This window comes from Pseudomonas sp. EGD-AK9, from assembly GCF_000465935.2.
Classification (GTDB): Bacteria; Pseudomonadota; Gammaproteobacteria; order Pseudomonadales; family Pseudomonadaceae; genus Aquipseudomonas.
The window spans coordinates 1-25,317 of the sequence record NZ_AVOF01000218.1 but is presented as its reverse complement, the minus strand read 5'-3'; the positions used below and the strand labels follow the sequence as shown (position 1 = coordinate 25,317).

At 65.5% G+C, this 25,317-nt stretch carries 21 protein-coding genes; 13 read left to right on the top strand and 8 right to left on the bottom strand.

Going from position 1 to position 25,317, the window contains the following annotated elements; all coding sequences use genetic code 11:
* Window positions 1-790 precede the first annotated feature (790 nt).
* Window positions 791-1,090 carry a hypothetical protein gene (locus N878_RS11435; RefSeq protein WP_021443791.1) on the bottom strand — a complete coding sequence of 100 codons (300 nt, stop codon included), beginning with the start codon at window positions 1,088-1,090 and terminating at the stop codon, window positions 791-793.
* Window positions 1,091-1,328: 238 nt separating this feature from the next.
* On the opposite strand from N878_RS11435, the gene N878_RS11430 reads away from it, so the two are divergent.
* Window positions 1,329-2,369, top strand: a complete 1,041-nt coding sequence (locus N878_RS11430) for a low specificity L-threonine aldolase (RefSeq protein ID WP_021443790.1) — start codon at window positions 1,329-1,331, stop codon at window positions 2,367-2,369.
* Window positions 2,370-2,472: 103 nt separating this feature from the next.
* Here N878_RS11430 and N878_RS11425 read toward each other — a convergent pair whose 3' ends face one another.
* Window positions 2,473-5,304 (bottom strand): autotransporter domain-containing protein, encoded by a 2,832-nt coding sequence (locus tag N878_RS11425; RefSeq protein WP_156350874.1) that lies wholly within the window; start codon window positions 5,302-5,304, stop codon window positions 2,473-2,475.
* 260 nt (window positions 5,305-5,564) lie between these two features.
* A complete protein-coding gene (gene gbcB, locus N878_RS11420; protein WP_021443788.1) occupies window positions 5,565-6,668 on the bottom strand; it encodes a glycine-betaine demethylase subunit GbcB in 1,104 nt (367 codons plus the stop codon).
* 324 nt (window positions 6,669-6,992) lie between these two features.
* Here gbcB and gbcA point away from each other — a divergent pair, with 324 nt between their 5' ends.
* Complete coding sequence (gene gbcA, locus N878_RS11415; RefSeq protein ID WP_021443787.1) at window positions 6,993-8,282, top strand: glycine-betaine demethylase subunit GbcA; 1,290 nt, start codon at window positions 6,993-6,995, stop codon at window positions 8,280-8,282.
* Window positions 8,283-8,633: 351 nt separating this feature from the next.
* On the opposite strand, the gene typA is transcribed toward gbcA, so the two are convergent.
* Both typA and thiI read right to left on the bottom strand, forming a co-directional pair.
* Window positions 8,634-10,457, bottom strand: coding sequence for a translational GTPase TypA (gene typA, locus N878_RS11410; RefSeq protein WP_021443786.1), 1,824 nt, complete (start codon window positions 10,455-10,457; stop codon window positions 8,634-8,636).
* Window positions 10,458-10,586: 129 nt separating this feature from the next.
* Window positions 10,587-12,041, bottom strand: coding sequence for a tRNA uracil 4-sulfurtransferase ThiI (gene thiI, locus N878_RS11405; RefSeq protein ID WP_021443785.1), 1,455 nt, complete (start codon window positions 12,039-12,041; stop codon window positions 10,587-10,589).
* 329 nt (window positions 12,042-12,370) lie between these two features.
* Between thiI and glnA the strand changes: the two genes are divergently transcribed.
* From glnA to ntrC, 5 genes are all read left to right on the top strand, one after another.
* Window positions 12,371-13,777, top strand: coding sequence for a glutamate--ammonia ligase (gene glnA, locus N878_RS11400; RefSeq protein WP_021443784.1), 1,407 nt, complete (start codon window positions 12,371-12,373; stop codon window positions 13,775-13,777).
* 239 nt (window positions 13,778-14,016) lie between these two features.
* Window positions 14,017-14,583: a DUF4124 domain-containing protein gene (locus tag N878_RS11395; RefSeq protein WP_021443783.1), complete on the top strand. Its 567-nt coding sequence runs from the start codon at window positions 14,017-14,019 to the stop codon at window positions 14,581-14,583.
* A gap of 3 nt (window positions 14,584-14,586) precedes the next feature.
* Window positions 14,587-15,204, top strand: coding sequence for a DUF4124 domain-containing protein (locus N878_RS11390; protein ID WP_021443782.1), 618 nt, complete (start codon window positions 14,587-14,589; stop codon window positions 15,202-15,204).
* A gap of 188 nt (window positions 15,205-15,392) precedes the next feature.
* A complete protein-coding gene (glnL, locus tag N878_RS11385; protein ID WP_021443781.1) occupies window positions 15,393-16,481 on the top strand; it encodes a nitrogen regulation protein NR(II) in 1,089 nt (362 codons plus the stop codon).
* Window positions 16,478-17,911 carry a nitrogen regulation protein NR(I) gene (ntrC, locus tag N878_RS11380; protein WP_021443780.1) on the top strand — a complete coding sequence of 478 codons (1,434 nt, stop codon included), beginning with the start codon at window positions 16,478-16,480 and terminating at the stop codon, window positions 17,909-17,911. Before glnL ends, ntrC begins: the two co-directional genes overlap by 4 nt.
* Window positions 17,912-17,985: 74 nt before the next feature.
* Here ntrC and N878_RS11375 read toward each other — a convergent pair whose 3' ends face one another.
* Window positions 17,986-18,384 (bottom strand): TM2 domain-containing protein, encoded by a 399-nt coding sequence (locus tag N878_RS11375; RefSeq protein WP_021443779.1) that lies wholly within the window; start codon window positions 18,382-18,384, stop codon window positions 17,986-17,988.
* Window positions 18,385-18,520: 136 nt separating this feature from the next.
* Here N878_RS11375 and N878_RS11370 point away from each other — a divergent pair, with 136 nt between their 5' ends.
* Entirely contained in the window at window positions 18,521-19,732 is a 1,212-nt protein-coding gene (locus N878_RS11370; protein WP_021443778.1) for a putative DNA modification/repair radical SAM protein, read from the top strand.
* Window positions 19,732-20,619 (top strand): TIGR03915 family putative DNA repair protein, encoded by an 888-nt coding sequence (locus N878_RS11365; protein WP_021443777.1) that lies wholly within the window; start codon window positions 19,732-19,734, stop codon window positions 20,617-20,619. Before N878_RS11370 ends, N878_RS11365 begins: the two co-directional genes overlap by 1 nt.
* Here the strand turns inward: N878_RS11365 and N878_RS11360 are convergent.
* Together N878_RS11360 and pilT are read right to left on the bottom strand one after the other, a co-directional pair.
* A complete protein-coding gene (locus N878_RS11360; protein WP_021443776.1) occupies window positions 20,585-21,730 on the bottom strand; it encodes a PilT/PilU family type 4a pilus ATPase in 1,146 nt (381 codons plus the stop codon). The two genes, N878_RS11365 and N878_RS11360, sit on opposite strands and share 35 nt — an antisense overlap.
* 127 nt (window positions 21,731-21,857) lie before the next feature.
* A complete protein-coding gene (gene pilT / locus N878_RS11355) occupies window positions 21,858-22,892 on the bottom strand; it encodes a type IV pilus twitching motility protein PilT (RefSeq protein ID WP_021443775.1) in 1,035 nt (344 codons plus the stop codon).
* A 74-nt stretch (window positions 22,893-22,966) separates the two neighbouring features.
* Between pilT and N878_RS11350 the strand changes: the two genes are divergently transcribed.
* From N878_RS11350 to N878_RS11335, 4 genes are all read left to right on the top strand, one after another.
* Window positions 22,967-23,662 carry a YggS family pyridoxal phosphate-dependent enzyme gene (locus N878_RS11350; RefSeq protein ID WP_021443774.1) on the top strand — a complete coding sequence of 232 codons (696 nt, stop codon included), beginning with the start codon at window positions 22,967-22,969 and terminating at the stop codon, window positions 23,660-23,662.
* Between the two features lie 18 nt (window positions 23,663-23,680).
* Complete coding sequence (proC, locus tag N878_RS11345; protein ID WP_021443773.1) at window positions 23,681-24,499, top strand: pyrroline-5-carboxylate reductase; 819 nt, start codon at window positions 23,681-23,683, stop codon at window positions 24,497-24,499.
* A 9-nt stretch (window positions 24,500-24,508) separates the two neighbouring features.
* On the top strand, window positions 24,509-25,102 hold the full coding sequence (locus tag N878_RS11340; protein ID WP_021443772.1) for a YggT family protein: 594 nt from the start codon (window positions 24,509-24,511) through the stop codon (window positions 25,100-25,102).
* 1 nt (window position 25,103) lies between these two features.
* The coding region (locus tag N878_RS11335) for a DUF167 family protein (RefSeq protein WP_021443771.1) at window positions 25,104-25,317 on the top strand (214 nt) is incomplete at its 3' end.

The following is a 25,317-nucleotide window of genomic DNA, read 5'->3' as shown; positions in this document are numbered from 1 at the left end:
AGAGGACTCCTTAGCTCGGATGCGCCACGGGGCGCAGTGCGGCAGATTGTCCGATGTCGCTAGGCAGCAAATTTGCTCAACTTCGACGCGAAAGTGTTCAGAGTCGCCCCCCCTGCCGCTATGCACAGGATGGGTGGATCAAGCTGTGGATAAGCCGTGCGCAGAAGCCGCCGGGCCAGGCCCATCAAGGCCTGCCGTGAATCGTGTATTTATTGAACGATATCAAGCAGTTAATAGATCAGACCATGCACAGATACTGTGCACCAGGTTGTGCATAAGCTGTGATCAGTCGGCGCCAGCCCCTACCGGCACTGGACTTGCCGCGGCTGGCCGAGAAACAGCCAGGCGCGGCGGCGCGGCGACTTATCCACCCGCGACAGCCGGCGCCAGGCTGCGGCGCGGTGGACTATGCACAGATGCTGTGGAGCAAACTGTGCATAGGCTGTTCGGTCCAGGCTGCAGCCCAGGCTGCGCAAGGCTTTCCGGCAATCGAGCAAAAATCGAGCAGAATCAATCAGATAGAAGATGCTTGTGCACAAATGCTGTGCGCCGTTCTGTGCACAGCCTGTGGGCAGGCGGCGCCAGGTCAGACCCTGCGGGGCCTGGGCCCGGGCGCGCGTTATTTGCTCAATCAAGCGGCAGAACCTGGAGTAGCCGCGGGGAGCCTGACTCCTGCCGGCAACCGCGGCACAGGATCGCCGGCAAGCCGGTTCATCCAGAGCGAATCACGCCGCACAACCGTCAGCGTACCAGGCCACCCCGCAGGGCATCGCCAGCCGTGCGCTTCGGCTTAGGGCTTGAGCTTGCCGGCGCAGCTGCCGGTGGCTTCGACCAGACGCTGCTGCAGCGCCGCATCGGGCGGCGACTGGCGACTGATCGCCTGCACTTCGGCCTCGCTGAACTCCCGACTGACCTTGTCGGCGGCGCAGTCGCAATAGGCCTGCAGCTGCGGCTGCTCGTAGCCGGCCGGCGCGCCGTTGATGCATTGCTGAACGAACTCGGTTTTCGCCTGCGCCGTCCACTCGGCCGCAGACAACGGCAGGGCAATGGCCAGCGGCAGGGCGAAGGCGAGCAGGTGGCGATGGTTCATAAGACACTCCTTTTCGATGACAGGCGGCAAACCGCCGCCCTGGGGTTGTGAACCCCCGGCGTCGCCATGAGTTCCGCCGAATGGTCGAACGGTCGAACGGTCGTCCGGATAGCGACCCTGCAGTACGCATGAACACAACAAGTTGTCGCCCTGGCGGCCCCAGGCCAGGGCCCGCGCGGAGTAAAGTAGCGCCATCCGCCGGTGCTCCCTGCCGGCCCCGCTCGAGAAGGAACGCCCCATGCCCGACAACGCCCAGCAATTTGCCAGCGACAACTATTCCGGCATCTGCCCCGAGGCCTGGGCCGCCATGGCCGAGGCCAACCAGGGCCACCAGCGCGCCTATGGCGACGACGAATGGACGGCGCGCGCCGCCGACCACTTCCGCCGCCTGTTCGAGACCGACTGCGAGGTGTTCTTCGCCTTCAATGGCACCGCAGCCAACTCCCTGGCCCTGGCCTCGCTGTGCCAGAGCTACCACAGCGTGATCTGCTCGGAGACCGCCCACGTCGAGACCGACGAATGCGGCGCCCCGGAATTCTTCTCCAACGGTTCCAAGCTGCTGCTGGCGCGTACCGAGAACGGCAAGCTGACGCCCGCGGCGATCCGCGAAGTGGCGCTCAAGCGCCAGGATATCCACTACCCCAAGCCGCGCGTGGTGACCCTGACCCAGGCCACCGAGGTCGGCACCGTGTACCGACCGGACGAGGTGCGCGCGATCAGCCAGACCTGCAAGGAGCTGGGGCTGAACCTGCACATGGACGGCGCACGCTTCTCCAACGCCTGCGCCTCCCTCGGCTGCAGCCCGGCCGAGCTGACCTGGAAGGCCGGCGTCGATGTGCTGTGCTTCGGCGGCACCAAGAACGGCATGGCAGTGGGCGAGGCCATCCTGTTCTTCAACAAGGCCCTGGCCGAGGACTTCGACTACCGCTGCAAGCAGGCCGGCCAGCTGGCCTCGAAGATGCGCTACCTGTCGGCGCCCTGGGTCGGCATCCTGCAGGACGACGCCTGGCTGCGCTACGCCGGCCACGCCAACCGCTGCGCCCAGCTGCTGGCCTCGCTGGTCGAAGACGTGCCCGGCGTCAGCCTGATGTTCCCGGTTGAGGCCAACGGCGTGTTCCTGCAACTGTCGGAACCGGCGCTCGCTGCCCTCACCGCCCGCGGCTGGCGCTTCTACACCTTCATCGGCGCCGGCGGTGCGCGCTTCATGTGCAGCTGGGACACCGACGAGGCGCGGGTGCGCCAGCTGGCGGCCGATATCCGCGAGGTGATGAGCGCCTGAGTGCAGGCCCCCTCCACCTGGGCGCTTACGGCTGGTGCCGCGGCGTGACGCCAGTAAGGCCGGTACGCGCGGCGCCCCTACGGAGTGGCCGCGGCGCACCGGCCTACATCTTCCAGCGCAGGTTGAAGGCGATATTGTTGGCTTCGCTGCTGTCGCTGAACACGCCGTTGTAATCGACGTCGAGGACGATGTTCGGGGTGATCGAGTAGTCGAGGTTGAGCTCGACCAGGAAGCTGTTGCGCGGCAACTCGGTACCCAACACGCGAAACTTGTCGCCGCCCTCCAATTGCAGGTCCAGTTCCGGGCGCAGGTCGCCGTTGATCTGCCGCCAGGTGAACGAGCCGTTGAGCAGCAGATCGCGCTCGGCCAGCTGGAACAGCTGCTGGCCGCGCACACCGAGGCTGGTGCTGAGCAGCTCGTTGCGCTGGCTGTCCGCAGACAGTGCGGCGGCCCCGCCCTGCTCGCTGAAGCTGTCGCTGCGCTGGTCGATCAGCAGCAGGCCGACGAAGGGCTCGACATAGGCCGGCTCGTCGAACTTCAGGTGCCAGGCCAGCTCGCCGAAGCCCTGCGCGGTGTTGACGTCGTACTGGCGGGTCAGGCGCTCCGGGCCGTCGATCAGGCGCACGTCGCGCTGGCTGTCGATCTGGTGCTGGCTGTAACCGCCGCCGCCGAACAGCTTGAGCGTGCCGCGCGACAGTTCGACATCGCGGCCGCCGTACAGCGCGTAGCGGTAGCTGTCGGAGTCGGCCTTGGCGTCGCGCGAATCGACATCCAGCTGCTCCTGGCCGTAGCCGAAGGCGCCACCCAGGCGCCAGTCGCCGTATACCGGCCAGTCGCCACCGAACAGCATGCTCTCGTGATCCTGGATGATCTCGCCGGCGTTGCCGTCATCGTCGATGCGCTGGCGCCCGCCGCCCACCTGCACCCAGTAGGGCAGCGCGCGCTCGGGCGAAGCGAGGTTGCGGCGCAGGTTGCCCAGCGGCGCACGCGACAGGTTGAGGTCGTCGAACATCACCGCCGAGGCGATGCTGGCATGGGCGTCGCCGGACAGCTTGTTGAAGGTGTCGGCCACCTCGTCCTCGCCCAGGTCGAGCAGGGTGCGGTAAACCTCATTGTCTTCGTCCAGGCTCTCGGCCGCTTGAGCGAAAGCCACCTGGTTGGGGGTACGCGCCAGGCTGGAGAAGCTGGTGTCGTTGCGCGTCAGGGTCAGGGTCACGGCGTTGCCGGCGTAGCTCAGGCTGGGGTCGAGAAAGGCCAGGTTGGAGCTGACGCTGTCGAACTGGCCGCTCAACTGCCCGGCGCTGAGGATGTCGTAGCTGGTGGCCGGCGCGTAGGTGCCGTTTTCCGCCAGCACCTGCACGGTGCCGGCCAGGCTGGCCAGGCCGCTGACCAGCACCTGATCGGCATTGCCGGCGGCATCGGCCTCCACCTGGTAGACCGAGCCGGGGCTGAAGATCAGGTCACCGGCGACGTTCAGCGTGCCGATGGAGTTGCCCGGCGCCAGGGTGCCACCGCTGTTGATCTGTACGTTACCGACGCTGCCGGCACCACCCAGGGTGCCACCGCTCTGCACCTGGATAGCGGAAAGCAGCGAGCCATTGACCGCCAGGGTGCCGCCGCGAACCTCTGCACTGCCACCCTCTCCGCCGGAACCGGAGAGGCTGCTGCTTCCAGTCAGCTCGAGCAGGCCGGGGCCATCCTTGATGAAGGAACCCGAGCCGGAAAGTGCACCGGCGAAGCTGGTATCGCTCGCCTGGTTGACCGTCAGCGTGCTCATGATCTGGATGGCGCCACCAGTGCCGGCCAGGCTGGACATCTGCAGATCGAAGCTGGACAGCTCCAGGGTGCCGCCGTTGACGGTATAGGCCGTGGCATTGGGCAGCGCCCCCTCCACTGTCCCGGCCAGGGCACCGCCCTCGAGCACAGTGCCGCCGCTGTAGCCGTTGGCCGCGCCGAGCAGCAACAGGCCGTCGCCGGTCTTGATCAGCGCCCCGCTGCCGCCGATGGCGCTGCCGAGGACGACGAGGTTGCCGTTGGTATCGAAGATGCCGCCATTGGGCCCCAGTGGCGCGAGCCGATCGGAGATGTCGAAGCCGTTGTCCACCGCCCACTGCAAGCCGCCGCCGTTGAGCGTCAGCGAGCCGCTGCCCAGGCTGCTGGGGTCGCCGAAGTTGACCAGCCCCTGCTCGACGATCAGCTCGCCGGTGAAACTGGAGTTGAAGCCGCTGAGCGTCAGCACCCCGCTGCCGCGCTTGATCAGCGCCGAGTCCACCGCGCCCATGATCGAGCCCGACACCTCGGTGGACAGGTTGTTGCCGCCGACGCCGAGTCGTACCGAGCCCAGATCGAAGACACCATCGCCTTCGATGGAACCGGCCGAGAGAATTCCGTCGTCGTTCGGCCCACCGCCAGTGAAGGAGAAGAAACCGCCGCTCTCGCTGATCAGGCGGGCATTGCCTGCGGTGCTGCGCTCGGCGAAGACCGCCACGCTGTTGGCACCGATCACTCGGATCTCGGCGTCGCCGGCACTGCTCTGGCCGACGAACAGGATGCTGCCGAATCCGACGCTGAGCCTGGCGTTGCCAGCCGTGCTCTGGCCGAGAAACTGCACATCGCCGTCGATGGTCGAGTTGGCGGCGCTGCTGCGCCCGTCGAAGATGGTCAGGCCGCCATCGCTGTTGCTGATGCTGGCGGAGCCGGCGTTGCTGCCGTCGAGGAAAAAGGTGGCGAAACTATCGCTGGGGTTGCTGATGCTGGCGCTGCCGGCGCTGCTGCTGTCGCGAAAGTTGATGTCCTGCTCCAGAGCGCCGCTGTCGAGCGTGCCCGAGGCCGTGTCATTGCCGGTGAAATCCAGGGCCCAGGCTGTCGCCGAGGCCAGCGCCGCGACTACAAGCAAAGCGCGACGCGCAACGCGTCCTGGCGTAACGGAATCCATTGCCGCTCCTCCCCTTGCCAAATCGGGCAAATGGCTCACGCAGGGTGAGCCGGGTACTCAGGAGCGAACTGCAACCAGACTCGTGCGCGGGCACGGCGGCCGGCGCACGGTTGGTAACGTCCTGACAGTTGCAGCAAGACTAGCCAAACCCTGGCCAACCGCCAGCAAACTGGGGCGCTCGGAACACGGAAATCCGAGCGCTCTGGCGGGCGCGTCTGCCTACCGGCGAGCCGATGGCCGCTGGAGACGCGAGAGGCGACTCAATAATCGATCACCACGTCACCCTTGGGCACGCTGCAGCAGGACAGGATGTAGCCCTCGGCAACGTCCTCGTCGGTGATCCCGCCGTTGTGCTCCATGTCCACCTCGCCGGCGGTCTTCATCACCTTGCAGGTGCCGCAGATGCCCATGCCGCACGCCTTGGGGATGTGCAGGCCGAGCTTGGCGGCGGCGGCGTGCACGGTTTCGCCGGGGGCGACGCGGATACTCTTGCCGGTGCTGACGAACTCCACCTGGTTGAGGTCGGCCGCCGGTATCTCCGGCGCGTCGGCGGCCTCGGCGGCGTGCTCCAGGGCATCGGCCTTGGCCTCGGGCGGCGTCGCACCGAAGGATTCCTCGTGGTAACGACGCATATCGAAGCCGTTGGCCTCGAGCAGGCGCTTGACCGCACCCATATAGGGCGTCGGGCCGCAGCAGAACACCTCACGCTCCATGAAGTCCGGGGCGATCAGCTCCAGCATCTTCTGGTTGAGGTAGCCGCGATAGCCGGACCAGGTTTCGCCGATCTCGTACTTCTCGCAGATCAGGTGCAGCTTGAAGTTGCTGATGCGCGAGGCCATGTGGCGCAATTCGCGGTGGTAGATGATGTCCTTGGGCGTGCGCGCGCTGTGCACGAAGCACATGTCCACCGCACCGTTGGTGTCGAAGAACCAGCGCGCCATCGACATCACCGGGGTGATGCCGACGCCGCCGGACAGCAGCAGCACCTTGTCGGAGGGGAAATCGATGGCGTTGAACAGCCCCACCGGACCGTGCACCGGCAGTTGGTCGCCCTCGTTGAGGTTGTCGTGCAGCCAGTTCGACACCTTGCCGCCCGGCACCCGCTTGACGGTGATGGAGAAGCTGTAGGGCACCGACGGCGAGCTGGAGATGGTGTAGGAGCGCATGATTGGCGCCCCCTCGATCTCCAGTTCGAGGGTGACGAACTGTCCCGGCTTGAAGAAGAACAGTACCGGCTGATCGGCCATGAAACAGAAGGTGCGCACGTCCCAGGTTTCCTGGATCACCTTGACGCAACGCACCAGGTGGCGGCCGTTGCTCCAGGTCTGGGTGGTAACCGGGTTGAGGAAGGCGTTGGTGGTCATGAACGGCTCTCCACGCGGCCGGACATCGGCCTATATGGCATCGATTGTGCGAAACGCCGCGGGCCCTCATTTATCTGCCAGCGACATCGGCATGCTCATCGCGACCTGCCGCTTGGCACGGGGCCTGGCGCGTCGGAAACGCATTCGGCCATGTCGCCCATGGATAAGGTTTCGCGGCGCGGCGAATCCACACTCAGCCTCAGAGCAAACCCGACAACGCGCGGCCGCCGAACCGCTCGCAGCAGCCGCCACAACGCCTTGCGTCACCACCGTATCAGCCACTTTTGCGGCTGCCGCCCCCGCGCCAGCCATGAGGAGTCACCGATGGACTGCACCCACACCCTGAGCCTGGGCGACCCGCTGGAGCCCGCACGCAAGGCCACCGCCGGCATGCTGCGCGAGCGCGAACGCACCTTCTCGCTGCCGCAACCCTTCTACAACGACGAGCGGCTGTTCCAGATCGACATGCAGGAGATCTTCCACAAGGAGTGGTTGATCGCCGGCATGACCTGCGAAATCCCGGCCAAGGGCAACTTCCTCACCCTGCAGCTCGGCGACAACCCGATTCTCGTGGTCCGCGGCGCCGAGGGGCAGATTCATGCCTTCCACAACGTCTGCCGCCACCGCGGCTCGCGCCTGTGCGTGAGCGACAAGGGCAAGGTGGCCAAGCTGGTCTGCCCCTACCACCAGTGGACCTACGAACTGGACGGCCGCCTGCTGTTCGCCGGCACCGAGATGGGCGCCGACTTCGACCTCAAGGACTACAGCCTCAAGCCGGTGCACTGCAAGAGCGCCGGTGGCTTCATCTTCATCAGCCTGGCGGAAAACCCGCCGGCGATCGACGAGTTCCTCGCCACCCTGGCTCACTACATGGAGCCGTACGACATGGAGAACACCAAGGTCGCGGTGCAGAGCACCATGAAGGAGAAGGCCAACTGGAAGCTGGTGATCGAGAACAACCGCGAGTGCTACCACTGCAACGGCTCGCACCCGGAGCTGCTCAACACCCTGCTGGAGTGGGACGACACCAACGACCCGCGCGCGACCCAGGAATTCAAGGATCACGTCGCCGAATGCGCCGCCGCCTGGGACGCGGAGAAGATTCCCTACGCGCATGCCGGCTTCGGCCTGCGTAACCGCATCGTACGCATGCCGCTGCTCAAGGGCACCGTGTCCATGACCATGGACGGCAAGCAGGGCTGCAAGAAGCTGATGGGGCGGATCAAGAACCCGGACCTGGGCTCCATGCGCATCCTCCACCTGCCCCATTCGTGGAACCACTGCATGGGCGACCACCTGATCAACTTCACCGTGTGGCCGATCAGCGCCCAGGAAACGGTGGTGATCACCAAGTGGCTGGTGCACAAGGACGCGGTGGAAGGCGTCGATTACGACGTCGAGCGCCTGCGCCAGGTGTGGGACGCCACCAACGACCAGGACCGTCGCCTCGGCGAGGAAAACCAGCGCGGCATCAACTCCACCGCCTACCAGCCCGGCCCCTACTCGAAGACCTACGAGTTCGGCGTGGTCAACTTCATCGACTGGTACAGCGAGCGCATGCTCAACAACCTCGGCGAAGCCCCGGCGCAGTTGCGCCAGGTGGCCGGCGAGTGATGACGCTGAGCCTGCTGCTGGTGATCGGCTTGGCGGCCTACGGGCTGCTGGCCTGTCGGCCGCAGCGCGGCTGATTCAGCCTGCAAGCCCCGGCATCCTGGCGGATGCCGGGGTTTTCTATTGGCGGCGCCACACCCAACCCTAGGAACGGCGCGCGGCGAACCAATTTAGTCGCGAGAATCCCTGCCCCCTACAAAACAGGAGGAGCGGGAGAGCAAGGCCGCGCAGGAGCTTCGCGGCCGAAGCCGCTCCGACAGGGGCACAACGACTAACGGCGCCCCCCAACAAAAAGCCCCGCCAGATCGCTCTGGCGGGGCTTTTCATTAACAGCTCGAGGCTAGCCGCTATGGGTCAGGCCTTGTTGGCTTTCTTGGCAGCGCGGGTGCGCTCGCCTTCGTCGAGGATCTTCTTGCGCAGACGGATCGACTTCGGCGTCACTTCGCACAGCTCGTCGTCCTGGATGAATTCCAGAGCCTGCTCCAGGGTGAAGCGCACTGGCGGCACCAGGGCAATGGTTTCGTCCTTGCCCGAAGCGCGCATGTTGTCGAGCTTCTTGCCCTTGGTGGGGTTGACGCCCAGGTCGTTGTCGCGGCTGTTCAGGCCGACGATCTGACCGTTGTAGATTTCCTGGCCGTGCTCGACGAACAGCTTGCCGCGCGCCTGCAGGGTTTCCAGGGAGTAGGTCAGCGCCTTGCCGGTATCGATCGACACCAGTACGCCGTTCTGACGGCCAGACATGCTGCCCGGCTTGACGGTGTCATAACGGTCGAAGATCGAGGTCAGGATGCCCGCGCCGTTGGTCAGGGTCAGGAACTGGTTACGGAAACCGATCAGACCGCGAGCCGGGATGTTGTATTCCAGACGCACGCGACCTTTGCCGTCCGGCGACATGTTGGTCAGGTCGCCCTTACGTAGACCCATTTCTTCCATGACCTTGCCCTGGGATTCTTCAGGGATGTCGATGGTGACGTTCTCGAACGGCTCCTGCTTGACGCCGTTGACTTCGCGGATGATCACTTCCGGGCGGCCAACGCCCATTTCGAAGCCTTCGCGGCGCATGGTTTCGATCAGCACCGACAGGTGCAGCTCGCCACGACCGGAGACCTTGAACTTGTCGGCGCTGTCGCCTTCCTCGACCCGCAGGGCCACGTTGTACAGCAGCTCCTTGTCCAGGCGCTCCTTGATGTTGCGGCTGGTGACGAACTTGCCTTCCTTGCCGCAGAACGGCGAGTCGTTGACCTGGAAGGTCATGGATACGGTCGGCTCGTCGACGGTCAGCGGCTTCATCGCTTCGACGTGGTTGATGTCGCACAGGGTGTCGGAGATGAACAGCTGATCCATGCCGCTGACGCAGACGATGTCGCCGGCGGTGGCTTCTTCGACGTCGACGCGGTGCAGGCCGTGGTGGCCCATCAGCTTGAGGATACGGCCGTTACGCTTCTTGCCGTCGACGTCGATGGCGGTCACCGGGGTGTTCGGCTTGATCTTGCCACGGGCAATACGGCCAACGCCGATGATGCCGAGGAAGCTGTTGTAGTCCAGCGCGGAAATCTGCATCTGGAACGGGCCGTCGAGGTCGACGTTCGGCGCCGGCACGTGGTCGACGATGGCCTGGTACAGCGGGGTCAGGTCTTCGGCCATGGCGGTGTGGTCGAGACCGGCGATGCCGTTCAGGGCGCTGGCGTAGACGACCTGGAAGTCGAGCTGCTCGTCGGTGGCGCCGAGGTTGTCGAACAGGTCGAAGATCTGGTCCATGACCCAGTCCGGACGCGCGCCGGGACGGTCGATCTTGTTGATCACGACGATCGGCTTGAGGCCGGCTTCGAAGGCCTTCTTGGTCACGAAACGGGTTTGCGGCATCGGGCCGTCCTGGGCGTCGACCACCAGCAGTACGGAGTCGACCATCGACATCACGCGCTCGACTTCGCCGCCGAAGTCGGCGTGGCCGGGGGTGTCGACGATGTTGATGCGGTAGTCGTTCCACTTGATGGCGGTGTTCTTGGCCAGGATGGTAATGCCGCGCTCTTTTTCCTGGTCGTTGCTGTCCATCACGCGCTCGTCATTGAGCTCGTTGCGTTCCAGGGTGCCGGACTGACGCAGCAGGGCGTCGACGAGGGTGGTTTTGCCATGGTCGACGTGGGCGATGATGGCGATGTTGCGCAGATTTTCGATCACTGTGTGTATCTCGATCAGAGGATGCGGTGTGTCGCCCAGTGTGGACGACGAATATGAAGAAAACGGGATCAGCAGGCAGAGCGGTCGGGAGGGCGGTGGCGGATACTGCCGCCGTTCAGCCCGGGCGTCTTATGCCGGACGATAAACGCGCACATTGGCATGCCCCTCGCTCAGCAAGTGGTGGGCATGCAGGCGGCTCATCACGCCCTTGTCGCAATACAGCAGGTACTGGCGGTTCTCATCCAGTTCCTTGAACTTGTTGTTCAGCGCGTAGAACGGCAGCACCTGCACCTCGATGCCGGGCAACTCGAGCGGCTCGTCCTCGGCGGCATCGGGGTGGCGGATGTCGATGACGATCTGCCCGGCCAGCGCCTCGCGCACCTCCTCGACCTGCACGTCCTTGCCCAGCTCGTCGATCACCCGGTCGATGGGCAGCAGGGTAGCGCGCTCCAGGGCACGCTCGAGAATGGCCATGTCGAACTGCGCTTCTTCGCGCTCGATGCGATAACCGCGGGCCTTGGTGGTCGGGTTGACCGAAATCACCCCGCAATACTCGGGCATGTGCTTGGCGAACTCGGCGGTGCCGATGCGCGTGGCGGTGTCGATGATGTCCTGCTTGTGGCTGGCGATCAGCGGGCGCATCACCAGCATGTCGGTGGCCGCGTCGATCACCGCCAGGTTGGTCAGGGTCTGGCTGGAGACCTGGCTGATCGCCTCGCCGGTGACCAGCGCCTCGATCTCCAGGCGCTCGGCCATGCGGGTGGCGGCGCGCAGCATCATGCGTTTGAGGATCACGCCCATCTGGCTGTTGTCGACCTTGCCGAGGATCTCGCCGACCACCTCTTCGAACGGCACGCTGATAAACAGCACGCGCTGCGAACGGCCGAACTTCTGCCACAGGTAGTGGGCCACTTCCATCACGCCCAGCTCGTGGGCGCGACCGCCGAGGTTGAAGAAGCAGAAGTGGCTGACCAGGCCGCGGCGCATCATCTGGTAGGCCGCCACGGTGGAGTCGAAGCCGCCGCTCATCAGCACCAGGGTCTGCTCCAGCGAGCCCAGCGGGTAGCCGCCGAGGCCTTCGTGGCGATGATGGACGACGAACAGACGCTGGTCGCGGATCTCCATGCGCACTTCGACTTCCGGCTTCTTCAGGTCGATGCCGGCCGCATTGCACTCCTGGCGCAGGCGCGAGCCGACGTGGCGCTCGACGTCGATGGAGCTGAAGGCGTGCTTGCCGCCGCGCTTGCAGCGCACGGCGAAGATCTTGCCCGGCAGCTGGTCGGCGTAGTGGCGCTTGCAGTGCTCGGTGATGTCGTCCAGATCGCCCAGCGGGTACTCGTTGACCTCGAGGAACAGGCCGATGCCCGGCGTGCAGCGCAGGCGCTCGGTCATCTCGGCCAGCAGGCGCGGATCGTCCAGGTCGGTCTCGACCTCCAGGTTGTCCCACACACCGGTGACCTTCAACTCGGGGTCGAGGTCGCGCAGCACAGTGCGGATGTTCTTCCCCAACTGGCGGATGAACTGCTTGCGCACCGGGCGGCTCTTGATGGTGATTTCCGGGAAAACTTTGACGATCAGCTTCATGAATTGGGCGCCTGCAGGGGCGACGGAAAAACAGGGGCGCGGATTATAGCGGAAATTGCTCAAGCTTTGACCAAAAATACTGCACGCCTCATTGATCGCACCAAAATAGGACATATCGATATTTGGCAGCCCTCAAATGGTGCAAATATTTCTGCGCATGCCCCATGCAGGCCGCGCAGCGCCTGAGTTTTCGGGCCTCTGTCCATTCCGGGGCACTGGCATGCAATTTGCTCCCTTGTGAGGCAGGTTGCCCTGGAGGACTATCCCGCCGGGCTTCACCGCACATATCGGGGCTCCACGAAGCGAGCCTTTTCCACCTGGAGGACAACATGTCTAAGGCTGTTCAACTGATCAAAGAACACGACGTGAAGTGGGTAGACCTGCGCTTCACCGATACCAAGGGCAAGCAGCACCACGTGACCATGCCGGCTCGCGACGCCCTGGACGACGATTTCTTCGAACACGGCAAGATGTTCGACGGCTCCTCCATTCATGGCTGGAAAGGCATCGAAGCCTCCGACATGATCCTGATGCCGGTCGACGACACCGCCGTGCTCGACCCCTTCACCGAAGAGCCGACCCTGATCCTGGTCTGCGACATCATCGAGCCGAGCACCATGCAAGGCTACGACCGCGACCCGCGTTCCATCGCCAAGCGCGCCGAAGAGTTCCTCAAGACCACCGGCATCGGCGACACCGTGTTCGTCGGCCCGGAGCCGGAGTTCTTCATCTTCGACGAAGTGAAGTTCAAGTCCGACATCTCCGGCTCGATGTTCAAGATCTACTCCGAGCAAGGCTCCTGGATGACCGACGGCGACGTCGAAGGCGGCAACAAGGGCCACCGCCCGGCCGTCAAGGGCGGTTACTTCCCGGTTCCGCCGTGCGACCACGACCACGAAATCCGTACTGCCATGTGCAACGCCATGGAAGAAATGGGCCTGGTCGTCGAAGTGCACCACCACGAAGTGGCCACTGCCGGTCAGAACGAAATCGGCGTGAAGTTCAACACCCTGGTGGCCAAGGCTGACGAAGTTCAGACCCTGAAGTACTGCGTGCACAACGTCGCCGACGCCTACGGCAAGACCGCGACCTTCATGCCGAAGCCGCTGTACGGCGACAACGGCTCGGGCATGCACGTGCACATGTCGATCTCCAAGGACGGCAAGAACACCTTCGCCGGCGAAGGCTATGCCGGTCTGTCCGAGACCGCCCTGTACTTCATCGGCGGCATCATCAAGCACGGTAAGGCCCTGAACGGCTTCACCAACCCGTCGACCAACTCCTACAAGCGTCTGGTTCCGGGCTTCGAAGCCCCGGTCATGCTGGCCTACTCGGCCCGTAACCGCTCCGCCTCGATCCGTATTCCTTACGTATCCAGCCCGAAAGCCCGCCGCATCGAAGCGCGCTTCCCGGACCCGGCGGCCAACCCCTACCTGTGCTTCGCCGCGCTGCTGATGGCCGGCCTGGACGGCATCCAGAACAAGATCCACCCCGGCGATGCCGCCGACAAGAACCTGTACGACCTGCCGCCGGAAGAAGGCAAGCTGATCCCGCAGGTGTGCGGCAGCCTGAAGGAAGCGCTGGAAGAGCTGGACAAGGGCCGCGCGTTCCTGACCAAGGGCGGCGTGTTCTCCGACGACTTCATCGATGCCTACATCGAGCTGAAGAGCGAAGAAGAAATCAAGGTGCGCACCTTCGTGCACCCGCTGGAATACGACCTGTACTACAGCGTCTAAGCCAGCCTCGCGCCGCCCTGTGCGGCGCACTCGAAAGCCCCGCCCGGCCCTGCCTGGCGGGGCTTCTTTGCGCCTGCAACGTGCACACCAAAATACCCGCCCACGTTTTCGGATCCTCGGTGCCCCCGGCGCACCCTGCCCCGCTTTCATCTTATGCATCACAACGCCACAGCACGGCACTTGCCAGGGCGCCTTGCCGGTGCAAGGCTTAGCCGCATCACCCAGGGAGGAAATGGCCCATGCGCCCGTTGCTCGCTTGCCTGCTGCTCGGCCTGGCCCTGCCGGCCGCCGCGCAGATCTACAAGTACACCGATGCCAACGGCAACACGGTGTTCACCAACCAGCCGCCGGACGGCACCGCCGCCGAGAGCGTCAGCCTGCCGCCGACCAACACGGTAGAAATGCAGGCGCCAAGCGCGCCGGCCGCCGGCAGCGAACCGACCGCGCAGGCCGAGGCGCCCTACTCGGTGCTGAGCCTGACCGGCATCCCCGACGATGAAGCCATGCGCGCCAACAACGGCACCTTCAGCGTCGGCGTCGACATCCAGCCGCGCCTGGCAGCCGGCCACCGCCTGCGCCTGCTGCTGGACGGCCAGCCGCACGGCCAGGCGAGCAACGTGCCGCGCCTGCAACTGGTCAACGTCGACCGCGGCGAACACAGCCTGGCAGTCGAGGTGCTCAGCGGCGACCGGGCGATCCAGCAGAGCGCCAGCGTCACCTTCACCGTGCAGCGGGTCAACACCAGCAGCCCGGCGCTGCGACCGCCACCCCCACCGCCCAAACCCACTCCGAGACCGGCGAACTGACCTATGCGTCCACTGCTTCTCTGCCTGCTACTGATCGCCCAGGGCGCCCTGGCGCAGGTCTACACCTACGTCGACGCCGAGGGTAACCGGGTGTTCACCGACAAGCCGCGCAGCAACAGCGCGCAGCCGGTGATCCTCTCCCCCTCCAACAGCGTGCAGCTCAGCCAGCCCGGCAGCGCAGCGGCGCCCGCGGCCCCCGCCGCGGTGAGCAAGATGGCCATCCACTACCAGCTGCTGCGCATCCTGGTGCCCGAGCCGGACGCCTCGGTGCACAACGCCTCGGGCGAGCTGATCGTCACCGCCACCAGCGAACCCGGCCTGCTGCCCGGGCACAGCTACCGCCTGCTGCTCGACGGCCAGGTGCAGGGCGAACCGAGCCGCAGCCCGGTGTTTCCACTGCAGCACGTCGACCGCGGCACCCACCTGCTGGCCGTGGAGATCATCGACGCCGCCGGCCTGACCGTGGAGCGCACCCCGCCCCAGCCCTTCCATATGCACCGCATGTCGCTGGCACAGAAACGCAAGGTCAACCCCTGCCAGAAGGACGACTACGGCGTGCGCCCCGAGTGCCCGCTGAAGGACAAGCCCAAGGAAGAAGTCAGCATCCTGCCCTTCCTCTGAACGCCATTGCACCTTTGTGGTGCAATGGCGCGCACCACCTCCTAAGCTGTCCCTATTTTGGGTCGTAATTGCCCGCCCCACTGCGCCGCAACCCCGCGAAAACCCACCAGGGCGCAGAGAACATGCGTCTTTTCGGGGCTTTGGTTTGCTTCTTGCATTTTCCTGCCCATTGCCGGAACGCGCTGCCTATGACCATCAACGACGCTCTGCACCGCCTGCTACTCGACAACCTGACCACCGCCACCCTGCTGCTCGACAGCCAGCTGCGCCTCGAGTACATGAACCCGGCGGCGGAAATGCTCCTGGCCGTCAGCGGCCAGCGCAGCCATGGCCAGTTCATCAGCGAGCTGTTCACCGAATCGCCCGAGGCGCTGTCGTCGCTGCGCCAGGCGGTGGAACAGGCGCACCCGTTCAACAAGCGCGAGGCGGTGCTGACCTCGGTCACCGGCCAGACCCTGACCGTCGACTACGCCGTCACCCCGCTGTTCAACCGCGGCCAGACCCTGCTGCTGCTGGAAGTGCACCCGCGCGACCGCCTGCTGCGCATCACCAAGGAAGAGGCGCAGCTGTCCAAGCAGGAAACCACCAAGCTGCTGGTGCGTGGCCTGGCCCACGAGATCAAGAACCCGCTCGGCGGCATCCGCGGCGCGGCCCAGCTGCTGGCGCGCGAGCTGCCGGAAGAGCACCTGAAGGACTACACCAACGTCATCATCGAGGAAGCCGACCGGCTGAGAAATCTCGTGGACCGTATGCTCGGCTCGAACAAGCTGCCGTCGCTGGCGATGACCAATATCCACGAGGTGCTGGAGCGGGTCGCCAACCTGATCGAGGCGGAGAGCCAGGGCGGCATCACTTTGGTGCGTGACTACGACCCGAGCATCCCCGACCTGCTGATCGACCGCGAGCAGCTGATCCAGGCGGTGCTCAACATAGTGCGCAACGCCATGCAGGCCATCGCCGGGCAGAAGCACGACATGGGCCTGGGCCGCATCAGCCTGCGCACCCGCACCCTGCGCCAGTTCACCATCGGCCACACCCGCCACCGCCTGGTGGTCAAGGTGGAGATCATCGACAACGGCCCGGGCATCCCCGCCGAGCTGCAGGAAACCATCTTCTACCCCATGGTCAGCGGGCGGGCCGACGGCACCGGCCTGGGCCTGGCCATCACCCAGAACATCATCAGTCAGCACCAGGGCCTGATCGAATGCGAGAGCCACCCCGGCCACACCGTGTTCTCGATCTTCCTGCCGCTGGAACAAGGAGCAACCTCGCCATGAGCCGCAGTGAAACCGTCTGGATTGTCGACGACGATCGTTCCATCCGCTGGGTGCTGGAAAAGGCGCTGCAGCAGGAAGGCATGACCACCCAGAGCTTCGACAGTGCCGACGGTGTACTCGCCCGCCTGACCCGCCAGCAACCGGACGTGATCATCTCCGACATCCGCATGCCCGGCGCCAGCGGCCTCGACCTGCTGGCACGGATCCGCGAGCTGTACCCGCGCCTGCCGGTGATCATCATGACCGCGCACTCGGACCTCGACAGCGCGGTGGCCAGCTACCAGGGCGGCGCCTTCGAGTACCTGCCCAAGCCGTTCGACGTCGACGAGGCGGTGTCCCTGGTCAAGCGCGCCTTCCAGCACGCCCAGGAGCAGCAGAGCCTGGCCGCCCCGGCCGCCCAGGCGCGCACCCCGGAGATCATCGGCGAGGCGCCGGCGATGCAGGAGGTGTTCCGCGCCATCGGCCGTCTCAGCCACTCCAATATCACCGTGCTGATCAACGGCGAATCCGGTACCGGCAAGGAGCTGGTGGCCCACGCCCTGCACCGCCACAGCCCGCGCGCGGCGTCGCCCTTCATCGCGCTGAACATGGCGGCCATCCCCAAGGACCTGATGGAATCGGAGCTGTTCGGCCACGAGAAGGGCGCCTTCACCGGCGCCGCCAACCAGCGCCGCGGCCGCTTCGAGCAGGCCGACGGCGGCACCCTGTTCCTCGACGAGATCGGCGACATGCCGGCCGACACCCAGACGCGCCTGCTGCGCGTGCTGGCCGACGGCGAGTTCTACCGGGTCGGCGGGCATACCCCGGTCAAGGTGGACGTGCGCATCATCGCCGCCACCCACCAGAACCTGGAAACCCTGGTGCAGGCCGGCAAGTTCCGCGAAGACCTGTTCCACCGCCTCAACGTCATCCGCATCCATATCCCGCGCCTGGCCGACCGCCGCGAGGACATCCCCACCCTGGCCCACCACTTCCTCGCCCGCGCCGCCCAGGAACTGGCGGTCGAGCCCAAGCTGCTCAAGAGCGAGACCGAGGACTACCTCAAGCACCTGCCCTGGCCGGGCAACGTGCGCCAGCTGGAGAACACCTGCCGCTGGATCACGGTGATGGCCTCGGGCCGCGAAGTGCACGTCGACGACCTGCCGCCGGAGCTGCTCAGCCAGCCGCAGGACGCCGCGCCGGTGACCAACTGGGAACAGGCCCTGCGCCTGTGGGCCGACCAGGCCCTGGCGCGCGGCCAATCCAACCTGCTCGACAGCGCCGTGCCGGCGTTCGAGCGGATCATGATCGAGACCGCGCTCAAGCACACCGCCGGCCGCCGCCGCGACGCCGCCCTGCTGCTGGGCTGGGGCCGCAACACCCTGACGCGCAAGATCAAGGAACTGGGCATGAAGGTCGACGGCGTCGACGAGGACGACGGCGACGATTGATCCGCCGCGCGCAACGAAAAAGGGCATCCCGCGGGATGCCCTTTTTCGTTGGGTGCGCCGTGCGCACCACGCGATCAACCGCGCTGCGCGTTCTTGATCGAGATCTGCGTATTCAGCGTCCAGAAGTCGTAGAGCACGCCGAGCAGGAACAGGCCGCCGGTCAGCAGATAGAGGATCCCGGTGAGCCACTTGCCCTGGTACATGCGGTGCACACCGAAGATGCCGAGGAAGGTCAGCAGGATCCAGGCGACGTTGTAGTCGGTATCGCCGCCGGTAAAGCGCAGGTCGGCCTCGCGGTCCATCGAAGGGATCAGGAACAGGTCGATTATCCAGCCGATGAACAGCAGGCCGAGGGTGAAGAACCAGATGGTGCCGGTCACCGGCCTGCCGTAGTAGAAACGGTGCGAACCGAGGAAGCCGAAAATCCACAGCAGGTAGCCGATCAGCTTGCTGTGGGTGTCCTGTCGTTGCATGGCAATCTCCTTGTGCGATGGACAGTGTCAGACGCCCCACTCTACGCAAGGTTTCCCCCGCCCGCCCAGTGCCAATGACTTGATAGGGCTGCGACGCCCATATACTGTATATAAAAACAGTATTCGAGCGCCCGCCATGCAACTGATCGAGAAGCTCACCATCCTCGCCGACGCCGCCAAGTACGACGCCTCCTGCGCCAGCAGCGGCGCGCCCAAGCGCAGCTCCAAGGGCCAGGACGGCATCGGTTCGACCAACGGCATGGGCATCTGCCACAGCTACACGCCGGACGGCCGCTGCGTGGCGCTGCTGAAGATCCTACTGACCAATTTCTGCCTGTACGACTGCCAGTACTGCATCAACCGCCGCTCCAGCGACGTGCCGCGCGCCCGTTTCAACCCCGAGGAAGTGGTCAGGCTGACCCTGGATTTCTACAAGCGCAACTGCATCAGCGGCCTGTTCCTCAGCTCCGGCATCATCCGCTCGGCCGACTACACCATGGAGCAGCTGATCCGCGTCGCCCGCCTGCTGCGCCAGGAGCACCAGTTCCGCGGTTACATTCATCTGAAGACCATCCCCGATGCCGCACCGGAGCTGATCGCCGAGGCCGGCCTGTATGCCGACCGCCTCAGCGTCAATATCGAGCTGCCCAGCGAAACCAGCCTGATCCGCCTGGCGCCGGAAAAGAACGTCGCCAGCATCCACCAGGCCATGCACAGCATTCATCTCGGCGAGCGCGAGGCCCAGGAGGAACGCCGCGCGCCGCGCTTCGCCCCGGCCGGGCAGAGCACGCAGATGATAGTCGGCGCCGACGCCACCGACGACAGCACCATCCTGCACAACGCCCAGAGCCTGTATCACGACTACCGCCTGCGGCGCGTCTACTACTCGGCCTTCAGCCCGATTCCGCAGAGCCCGAAGACGGTGCCCTTCGAGGCGCCGCCGCTGCTGCGCGAGCATCGCCTGTACCAGGCGGATTTCCTCATGCGCGGCTATGGTTTCAGCGCCAGCGAACTGCTGGCCGGCCCCGGCAACCTGGCGCTGGACATCGACCCCAAGCTGGCCTGGGCGCTGGCCAATCGCGAGCAGTTTCCGGTGGATCTGAACCGCGCCGATGAATCATTGATCGCCCGCGTACCGGGCATCGGCGTGCTCAGCGCACGGCGCCTGGGCGCGCTGCGCCGCGAACGACGCATTCGCTACGAGGACCTCACGCGCCTGCGCTGCGCGCTGGAAAAGGCCAAGCCCTTTATCGTCACCCAGGACTACCGCCCGCCGCGGGCCGAACACGAATCCCTGGCGCTGCGCCAGCAACTGCGCGACACCCCGGCGCAGATGGCCCTGTGGTGATGCACAGCCTGCGTTTCGACGGCAGCTTCGCCACCTGGCGCCAGGCCGCGCGGCGCGCCCTGTTGCAGGGCTTGGCGCCGCATCAGCTGCAATGGCTGGACGAAGAAGCAGCGCCTGGCCTGTTCGACCAGCCCGCCGAGCGCGCGCCGCAGCCCAGCGGCCGCCTGCGTGTGTCGCCCGAGCTGCTGCAGTTGCTGGAAAGCGCCTCGCAGTACCGTGGCGAGGAGCGCTGGAGCCTGCTCTACCGCGTGCTCTGGCGCTTCGTGCAGGGCGAACGCTGCGCCGTGCTGGCCGGCGACCCCGATGGCAGCGAGCTGCATCGCCGGCTCAAGGCGGTGCGCCGCGAGGCGCATCATCTGCATGCCTTCGTGCGTTTCCAGCCATGCAAGGCATCAGGCGCGCCGGACTTCGTCGCCTGGTTCGAACCGGCGCACGACATCCTCGCCGCGGCCAGCGGCCACTTCGCCGAGCGACTGGGCAAACACAGCTGGCTGATCGCCACGCCGCGCGACGGCGCGTTCTGGGATGGCCAGCGCCTGCAGCACGAGCGCCGCTGCCCGGCGCAATGGCAAGCCTGGGCACAGCAGCCCGAGGATGACGGCCAGGCCCTGTGGCGTGCCTATTACGGCAGCACCTTCAACCCGGCCCGGCTCAACCGCACGGTGCTGCAGCAGCACCTGCCGCTGAGGTTCTGGAAGCACCTGCCGGAAGGGCCATTGATCCCGCAACTGATGAGCGAAGCGCGCGCCGGCGCGCAACGCGATGGCCAGGCATTGGTGCTGGCGGGCAGAAAGGGCAAACGCATTGGCGGGACAAACGAAGGGGACGCATCGCGTCCCCCGTCTGGCAGCGTCAGCGGAAGCGACGCCCCGGATCTTCCTCGCTGACCTCCAGCGCCAGGCCCTGGGACATGCTGGTCAGGTGGTCGCCGTCGGTTTCCGAGCCGAGCTTGATCATCAGGCGCAGGTCGTTGGCCGAGTCGGCGTAGAGCAGCGCGTCTTCGTAGGTGATCTCGCCCTGGGTGTAGAGGTTGTACAGTGCCTGGTCGAAGGTCTGCATGCCCTGCTCGGTGGAGCGCTTCATCAGGCCCTTGAGCTCGTGCACCTCGCCCTTGCGGATCAGGTCGGCGGCCAGCGGGGTGTTGATCAGCACCTCGATCACCGCGCGGCGACCTTTGCCATCCGGGGTTGGAATCAGTTGCTGAGCGACGATGGCCTTGAGGTTGAGCGACAGGTCCATCCACACCTGGTTCTGCCGATCGGCCGGGAAGAAGTTGATGATGCGGTCCAGCGCCTGGTTGGCGTTGTTGGCATGCAGGGTGGCCAGACACAGGTGGCCGGTTTCGGCGAAAGCCACGGCGTGGTCCATGGTCTCGCGGGTCCGCACCTCGCCGATCAGGATCACGTCCGGCGCCTGGCGCAGGGTGTTCTTCAGCGCCACCTCGAAGGACTCGGTGTCGATGCCCACCTCGCGCTGGGTGACGATGCAGTTCTGGTGCTGGTGGATGTACTCGATCGGGTCTTCGATGGAGATGATGTGGCCGCTGCTGTTCTTGTTGCGGTAGCCGATCATCGCCGCCAGCGAGGTGGACTTGCCGGTACCGGTGGCGCCGACGAACAGCACCAGGCCGCGCTTGGTCAGTGCCAGTTTCTTGAGGATTTCCGGCAGCTTGAGGTCGTCGATGGTGGGGATGTTGGTCTCGATGCGGCGCAGCACCATGCCCACCAGGTTGCGCTGATAGAAGGCGCTGACGCGGAAACGGCCGATGCCGCGGGCGCTGATGGCGAAGTTGCACTCGTGGTTCTCGGCAAAATCGCGGCGCTGCGCCTCGTTCATCACGCCGAGCACGGTCTCGCGGGTCTGCTCCGGCGACATGGCGTTCTTGGTCACCGGCATGATCTTGCCGTTGACCTTCATCGACGGCGGTACGCCAGCGGTTATGAACAGGTCGGAGCCGCCTTTTTCCACCATCAGGCGCAGCAGTTTTTCGAATTCCATCGTCGTTCTCGCAGCTTGGTGAGCAATGCCGTTCGGCAGCCATCTGCCGAATCGTAGGAGCGAACTCTGCTCGCGAACAGGGTAACGCCAAAAGCTTCGCTCGCGATGCTCGCTCCTACACCAGTTCCTAGAGGCTTTCCGGGCTCTTGGCCTTCTCGCGCGCGCTGTCGCGGCTGACCAGGCCCTTGGCCACCAGGGTCTTGAGGCAGGCGTCGAGGGTCTGCATGCCCAGCGAACCGCCGGTCTGGATCGCCGAGTACATCTGCGCCACCTTGTCCTCGCGGATAAGGTTACGGATCGCCGGGGTGCCGATCATGATCTCGTGGGCCGCCACCCGGCCGCCGCCGATCTTCTTCAGCAGCGTCTGCGAGATCACCGCCTGCAGCGATTCCGAGAGCATGGAGCGGACCATGGATTTTTCTTCGGCGGGGAACACGTCGACCACCCGGTCGATGGTCTTCGCCGCGCTGGTGGTGTGCAGGGTGCCGAACACCAGGTGACCGGTTTCCGCGGCGGTCAGCGCCAGGCGGATGGTTTCCAGGTCGCGCATCTCGCCCACCAGGATGATGTCCGGGTCTTCCCGCAGCGCCGAACGCAGGGCCTCGGAGAAGCCGTGGGTGTCGCGGTGCACCTCGCGCTGGTTGACCAGGCACTTCTTCGACTCGTGAACGAATTCGATCGGGTCTTCGATGGTGAGGATGTGGTGGTACTTGTTGCTGTTGAGGTAGTCGAGCATCGCCGCCAGGGTGGTCGACTTGCCCGAACCGGTGGGACCGGTGACCAGCACCAGGCCGCGCGGCACGTCGGTGATCTTGCGGAACACCTCGCCCATGCCGAGGTCTTCCATGGTCAGCACCTTCGACGGAATGGTCCGGAACACCGCACCGGCGCCGCGGTTCTGGTTGAAGGCGTTGACCCGGAAACGCGCCACGCCCGGCACCTCGAAGGAGAAGTCGGTCTCGAGGAACTCTTCGAAGTCCTTGCGCTGCTTGTCGTTCATGATGTCGTAGATCAGCGCGTGCACCTGCTTGTGGTCCAGCGGCGGCAGGTTGATCCGGCGAACATCGCCGTCGACGCGGATCATCGGCGGCAGACCGGCCGAGAGGTGCAAATCCGACGCGCCTTGCTTGGCGCTGAAGGCAAGCAGCTCGGTAATATCCATGGGACTCCCCAATTACAAGCAAGCAGGTAGAATGCCGCGAACCCTCAAACGGCCGGGCTGATAGAGCGCAGGTAATGTCCACGATAGCAGAGAATATTGCAAAGGTCGGAGCGCGCATCCGTGAGGCGGCGCAAGCCTCGCAGCGCAATCCGCTGGATATCGGCCTGCTCGCGGTGAGCAAGACCAAACCCGCCGCCGCCATCCGCGAAGCCCATGCCGCCGGCCTGCGCGACTTCGGCGAAAACTACCTGCAGGAAGCCCTGGATAAACAGGCCGAACTGACCGACCTGCCCTTGATCTGGCACTTCATCGGCCCCATTCAGTCGAACAAGACCCGGCCCATCGCCGAGCATTTCGCCTGGGTACACTCCGTGGATCGCCTGAAGATCGCCCAACGCCTGTCCGACCAGCGCCCGGCGCAGCTGCCGCCGCTGAATATCTGCCTGCAGGTCAACGTCAGCGGCGAGCCCAGCAAGTCCGGCTGCAGCCCGGACGAGCTCCCGGCCCTGGCACAGGCGGTTACACAACTGGCCAACCTGCGCCTGCGCGGATTGATGACAATCCCCGAGCCGACCGACGACGTCGCCGCCCAACACCAAGCCTTCGCGCGCCTGCGCCAGTTGCGCGATGATCTGGCACTGAACCTCGACTGCCTGTCCATGGGCATGAGCCATGACCTGGAGGCCGCCATCGCCGAGGGCGCCACCTGGGTGCGCATCGGCACCGCGCTGTTCGGCGCCCGCGATTACGGCCAGTCCGCCGCCCACTGATATAAAGGAAGCCACCGCATGAGCAACCCGATCATCGCCTTCGTCGGCGCCGGCAACATGGCCGCCAGCCTGATCGGCGGCCTGCGCGCCCAGGGCACCCCGGCCAGCGCGATCCGCGCCAGCGAACCGAACGCCGAGCAGCGCCAGCGCCTGCACGCCGAGCACGGCATCGCCCTGTTCGAAAGCAATGCCGAGGCCATCGCCGGCGCCGAGCTGATCGTCCTGGCGGTCAAGCCGCAGGTGATGAAGACGGTGTGCCTGGACCTGGCGCCGCACCTGCAACCCGGCCAGCTGATCGTCTCCATCGCCGCCGGCATCGGCTGCGCCAGCCTGGAGCGCTGGCTGGGTCAGCGCCCCGTGGTGCGCTGCATGCCCAATACCCCGGCGCTGCTGCGCCAGGGCGTCTCCGGGCTGTACGCCAACGCCCGGGTCAGCAGCGCACAAAAGGCCCAGGCCGAACAGCTGCTGAGCGCCGTGGGCCTGGCCCTGTGGCTGAACGACGAGGCGCAGCTCGACGCGGTGACCGCGGTGTCCGGCAGCGGCCCGGCCTATTTCTTCCTGCTGATCGAGGCCATGACCGCCGCCGGCGAGCAGCTCGGCCTGCCGCGTGAGACCGCCGCCCGCCTGAGCATCCACACCGCGCTGGGCGCTGCGCGCATGGCCAGCGAGAGCGATGTCGACGCCGCCGAGCTGCGCCGCCGGGTCACCTCGCCGAACGGCACCACCGAGGCGGCGATAAAGACGTTCCAGGCCGGCGGCTTCGAAGCGCTGGTGCAACAGGCGCTGAATGCCGCCGCCAACCGTTCGGCCGAACTGGCCGAGCAACTGGGTCAATAAGGAGTTTGCATGTCCGGATTCATCGAAGCCCTCATCTACATCATCCAGACCCTCGGCAGCCTGTACCTGCTGATCGTGCTGCTGCGCTTCATCCTGCAACTGGTGCGCGCCGACTTCTACAACCCGCTCAGCCAGTTCATCGTCAAGGCCACCCAGCCGCTGCTGACCCCGCTGCGCCGGGTGATCCCCGGCATCGCCGGACTGGACCTGGCCTCGCTGGTGCTGGCCATCCTGGTGCAGCTGCTGCTGATGCTGGTGACCCTGACGCTGATGGGCTACAACGCCGGCGGCTTCCTCCTGCAACTGCTGGTGTGGTCGGTGATCGGCGTCACCTCGCTGTTCCTCAAGGTGTTCTTCTTCGCCCTGATCGTCAGCGTGATCCTCTCCTGGGTCGCCCCGGGCAGCTACAACCCCGGCGCGCAACTGGTCAACCAGATCTGCGAGCCGGTGCTGGCGCCGTTTCGCAAGCTGTTGCCGAACCTCGGCGGCCTGGACATCTCGCCGATCTTCGCCTTTATCGCGATCAACCTGGTGGACCGCTTCGTCATCGGTAACCTGGCCGCCATGACCGGCCTGCCGCCGATGCTCAGCCCCTTCCTGTGAGATGAGCTGGTACCGCTGGGACGGCGAGGACCTGATCCTCGACTGCCACCTACAGCCCAAGGCGAGCAGCGATGCGTTCGCCGGGCTGCACGGCGACCGCCTGAAGATCCGCCTCACCGCGCCGCCGGTCGAGGGCCAGGCCAACGCCCAGTTGCAGACCTTCCTGGCCAAGGCCTTCGGCGTGGCGAAAAGCCAGGTGAGCCTGGAGAGCGGCC

Excerpts from the sequence above, each read along its gene's own strand:
- N878_RS11350 (WP_021443774.1), top strand. The coding sequence starts at position 22,967 with ATGTCCACGATAGCAGAGAATATTGCAAAGGTCGGAGCGCGCATCCGT.
- N878_RS11370 (WP_021443778.1), top strand. The coding sequence starts at position 18,521 with ATGCAACTGATCGAGAAGCTCACCATCCTCGCCGACGCCGCCAAGTAC.
- ntrC (WP_021443780.1), top strand. The coding sequence starts at position 16,478 with ATGAGCCGCAGTGAAACCGTCTGGATTGTCGACGACGATCGTTCCATC.
- gbcA (WP_021443787.1), top strand. The coding sequence starts at position 6,993 with ATGGACTGCACCCACACCCTGAGCCTGGGCGACCCGCTGGAGCCCGCA.
- N878_RS11360 (WP_021443776.1), bottom strand. The coding sequence starts at position 21,730 with ATGGAATTCGAAAAACTGCTGCGCCTGATGGTGGAAAAAGGCGGCTCC.
- glnA (WP_021443784.1), top strand. The coding sequence starts at position 12,371 with ATGTCTAAGGCTGTTCAACTGATCAAAGAACACGACGTGAAGTGGGTA.
- N878_RS11435 (WP_021443791.1), bottom strand. The coding sequence starts at position 1,090 with ATGAACCATCGCCACCTGCTCGCCTTCGCCCTGCCGCTGGCCATTGCC.
- N878_RS11365 (WP_021443777.1), top strand. The coding sequence starts at position 19,732 with ATGCACAGCCTGCGTTTCGACGGCAGCTTCGCCACCTGGCGCCAGGCC.
- N878_RS11375 (WP_021443779.1), bottom strand. The coding sequence starts at position 18,384 with ATGCAACGACAGGACACCCACAGCAAGCTGATCGGCTACCTGCTGTGG.
- gbcB (WP_021443788.1), bottom strand. The coding sequence starts at position 6,668 with ATGACCACCAACGCCTTCCTCAACCCGGTTACCACCCAGACCTGGAGC.
- N878_RS11390 (WP_021443782.1), top strand. The coding sequence starts at position 14,587 with ATGCGTCCACTGCTTCTCTGCCTGCTACTGATCGCCCAGGGCGCCCTG.
- N878_RS11425 (WP_156350874.1), bottom strand. The coding sequence starts at position 5,304 with ATGGATTCCGTTACGCCAGGACGCGTTGCGCGTCGCGCTTTGCTTGTA.
- proC (WP_021443773.1), top strand. The coding sequence starts at position 23,681 with ATGAGCAACCCGATCATCGCCTTCGTCGGCGCCGGCAACATGGCCGCC.
- glnL (WP_021443781.1), top strand. The coding sequence starts at position 15,393 with ATGACCATCAACGACGCTCTGCACCGCCTGCTACTCGACAACCTGACC.
- thiI (WP_021443785.1), bottom strand. The coding sequence starts at position 12,041 with ATGAAGCTGATCGTCAAAGTTTTCCCGGAAATCACCATCAAGAGCCGC.
- N878_RS11340 (WP_021443772.1), top strand. The coding sequence starts at position 24,509 with ATGTCCGGATTCATCGAAGCCCTCATCTACATCATCCAGACCCTCGGC.
- N878_RS11430 (WP_021443790.1), top strand. The coding sequence starts at position 1,329 with ATGCCCGACAACGCCCAGCAATTTGCCAGCGACAACTATTCCGGCATC.
- N878_RS11395 (WP_021443783.1), top strand. The coding sequence starts at position 14,017 with ATGCGCCCGTTGCTCGCTTGCCTGCTGCTCGGCCTGGCCCTGCCGGCC.
- pilT (WP_021443775.1), bottom strand. The coding sequence starts at position 22,892 with ATGGATATTACCGAGCTGCTTGCCTTCAGCGCCAAGCAAGGCGCGTCG.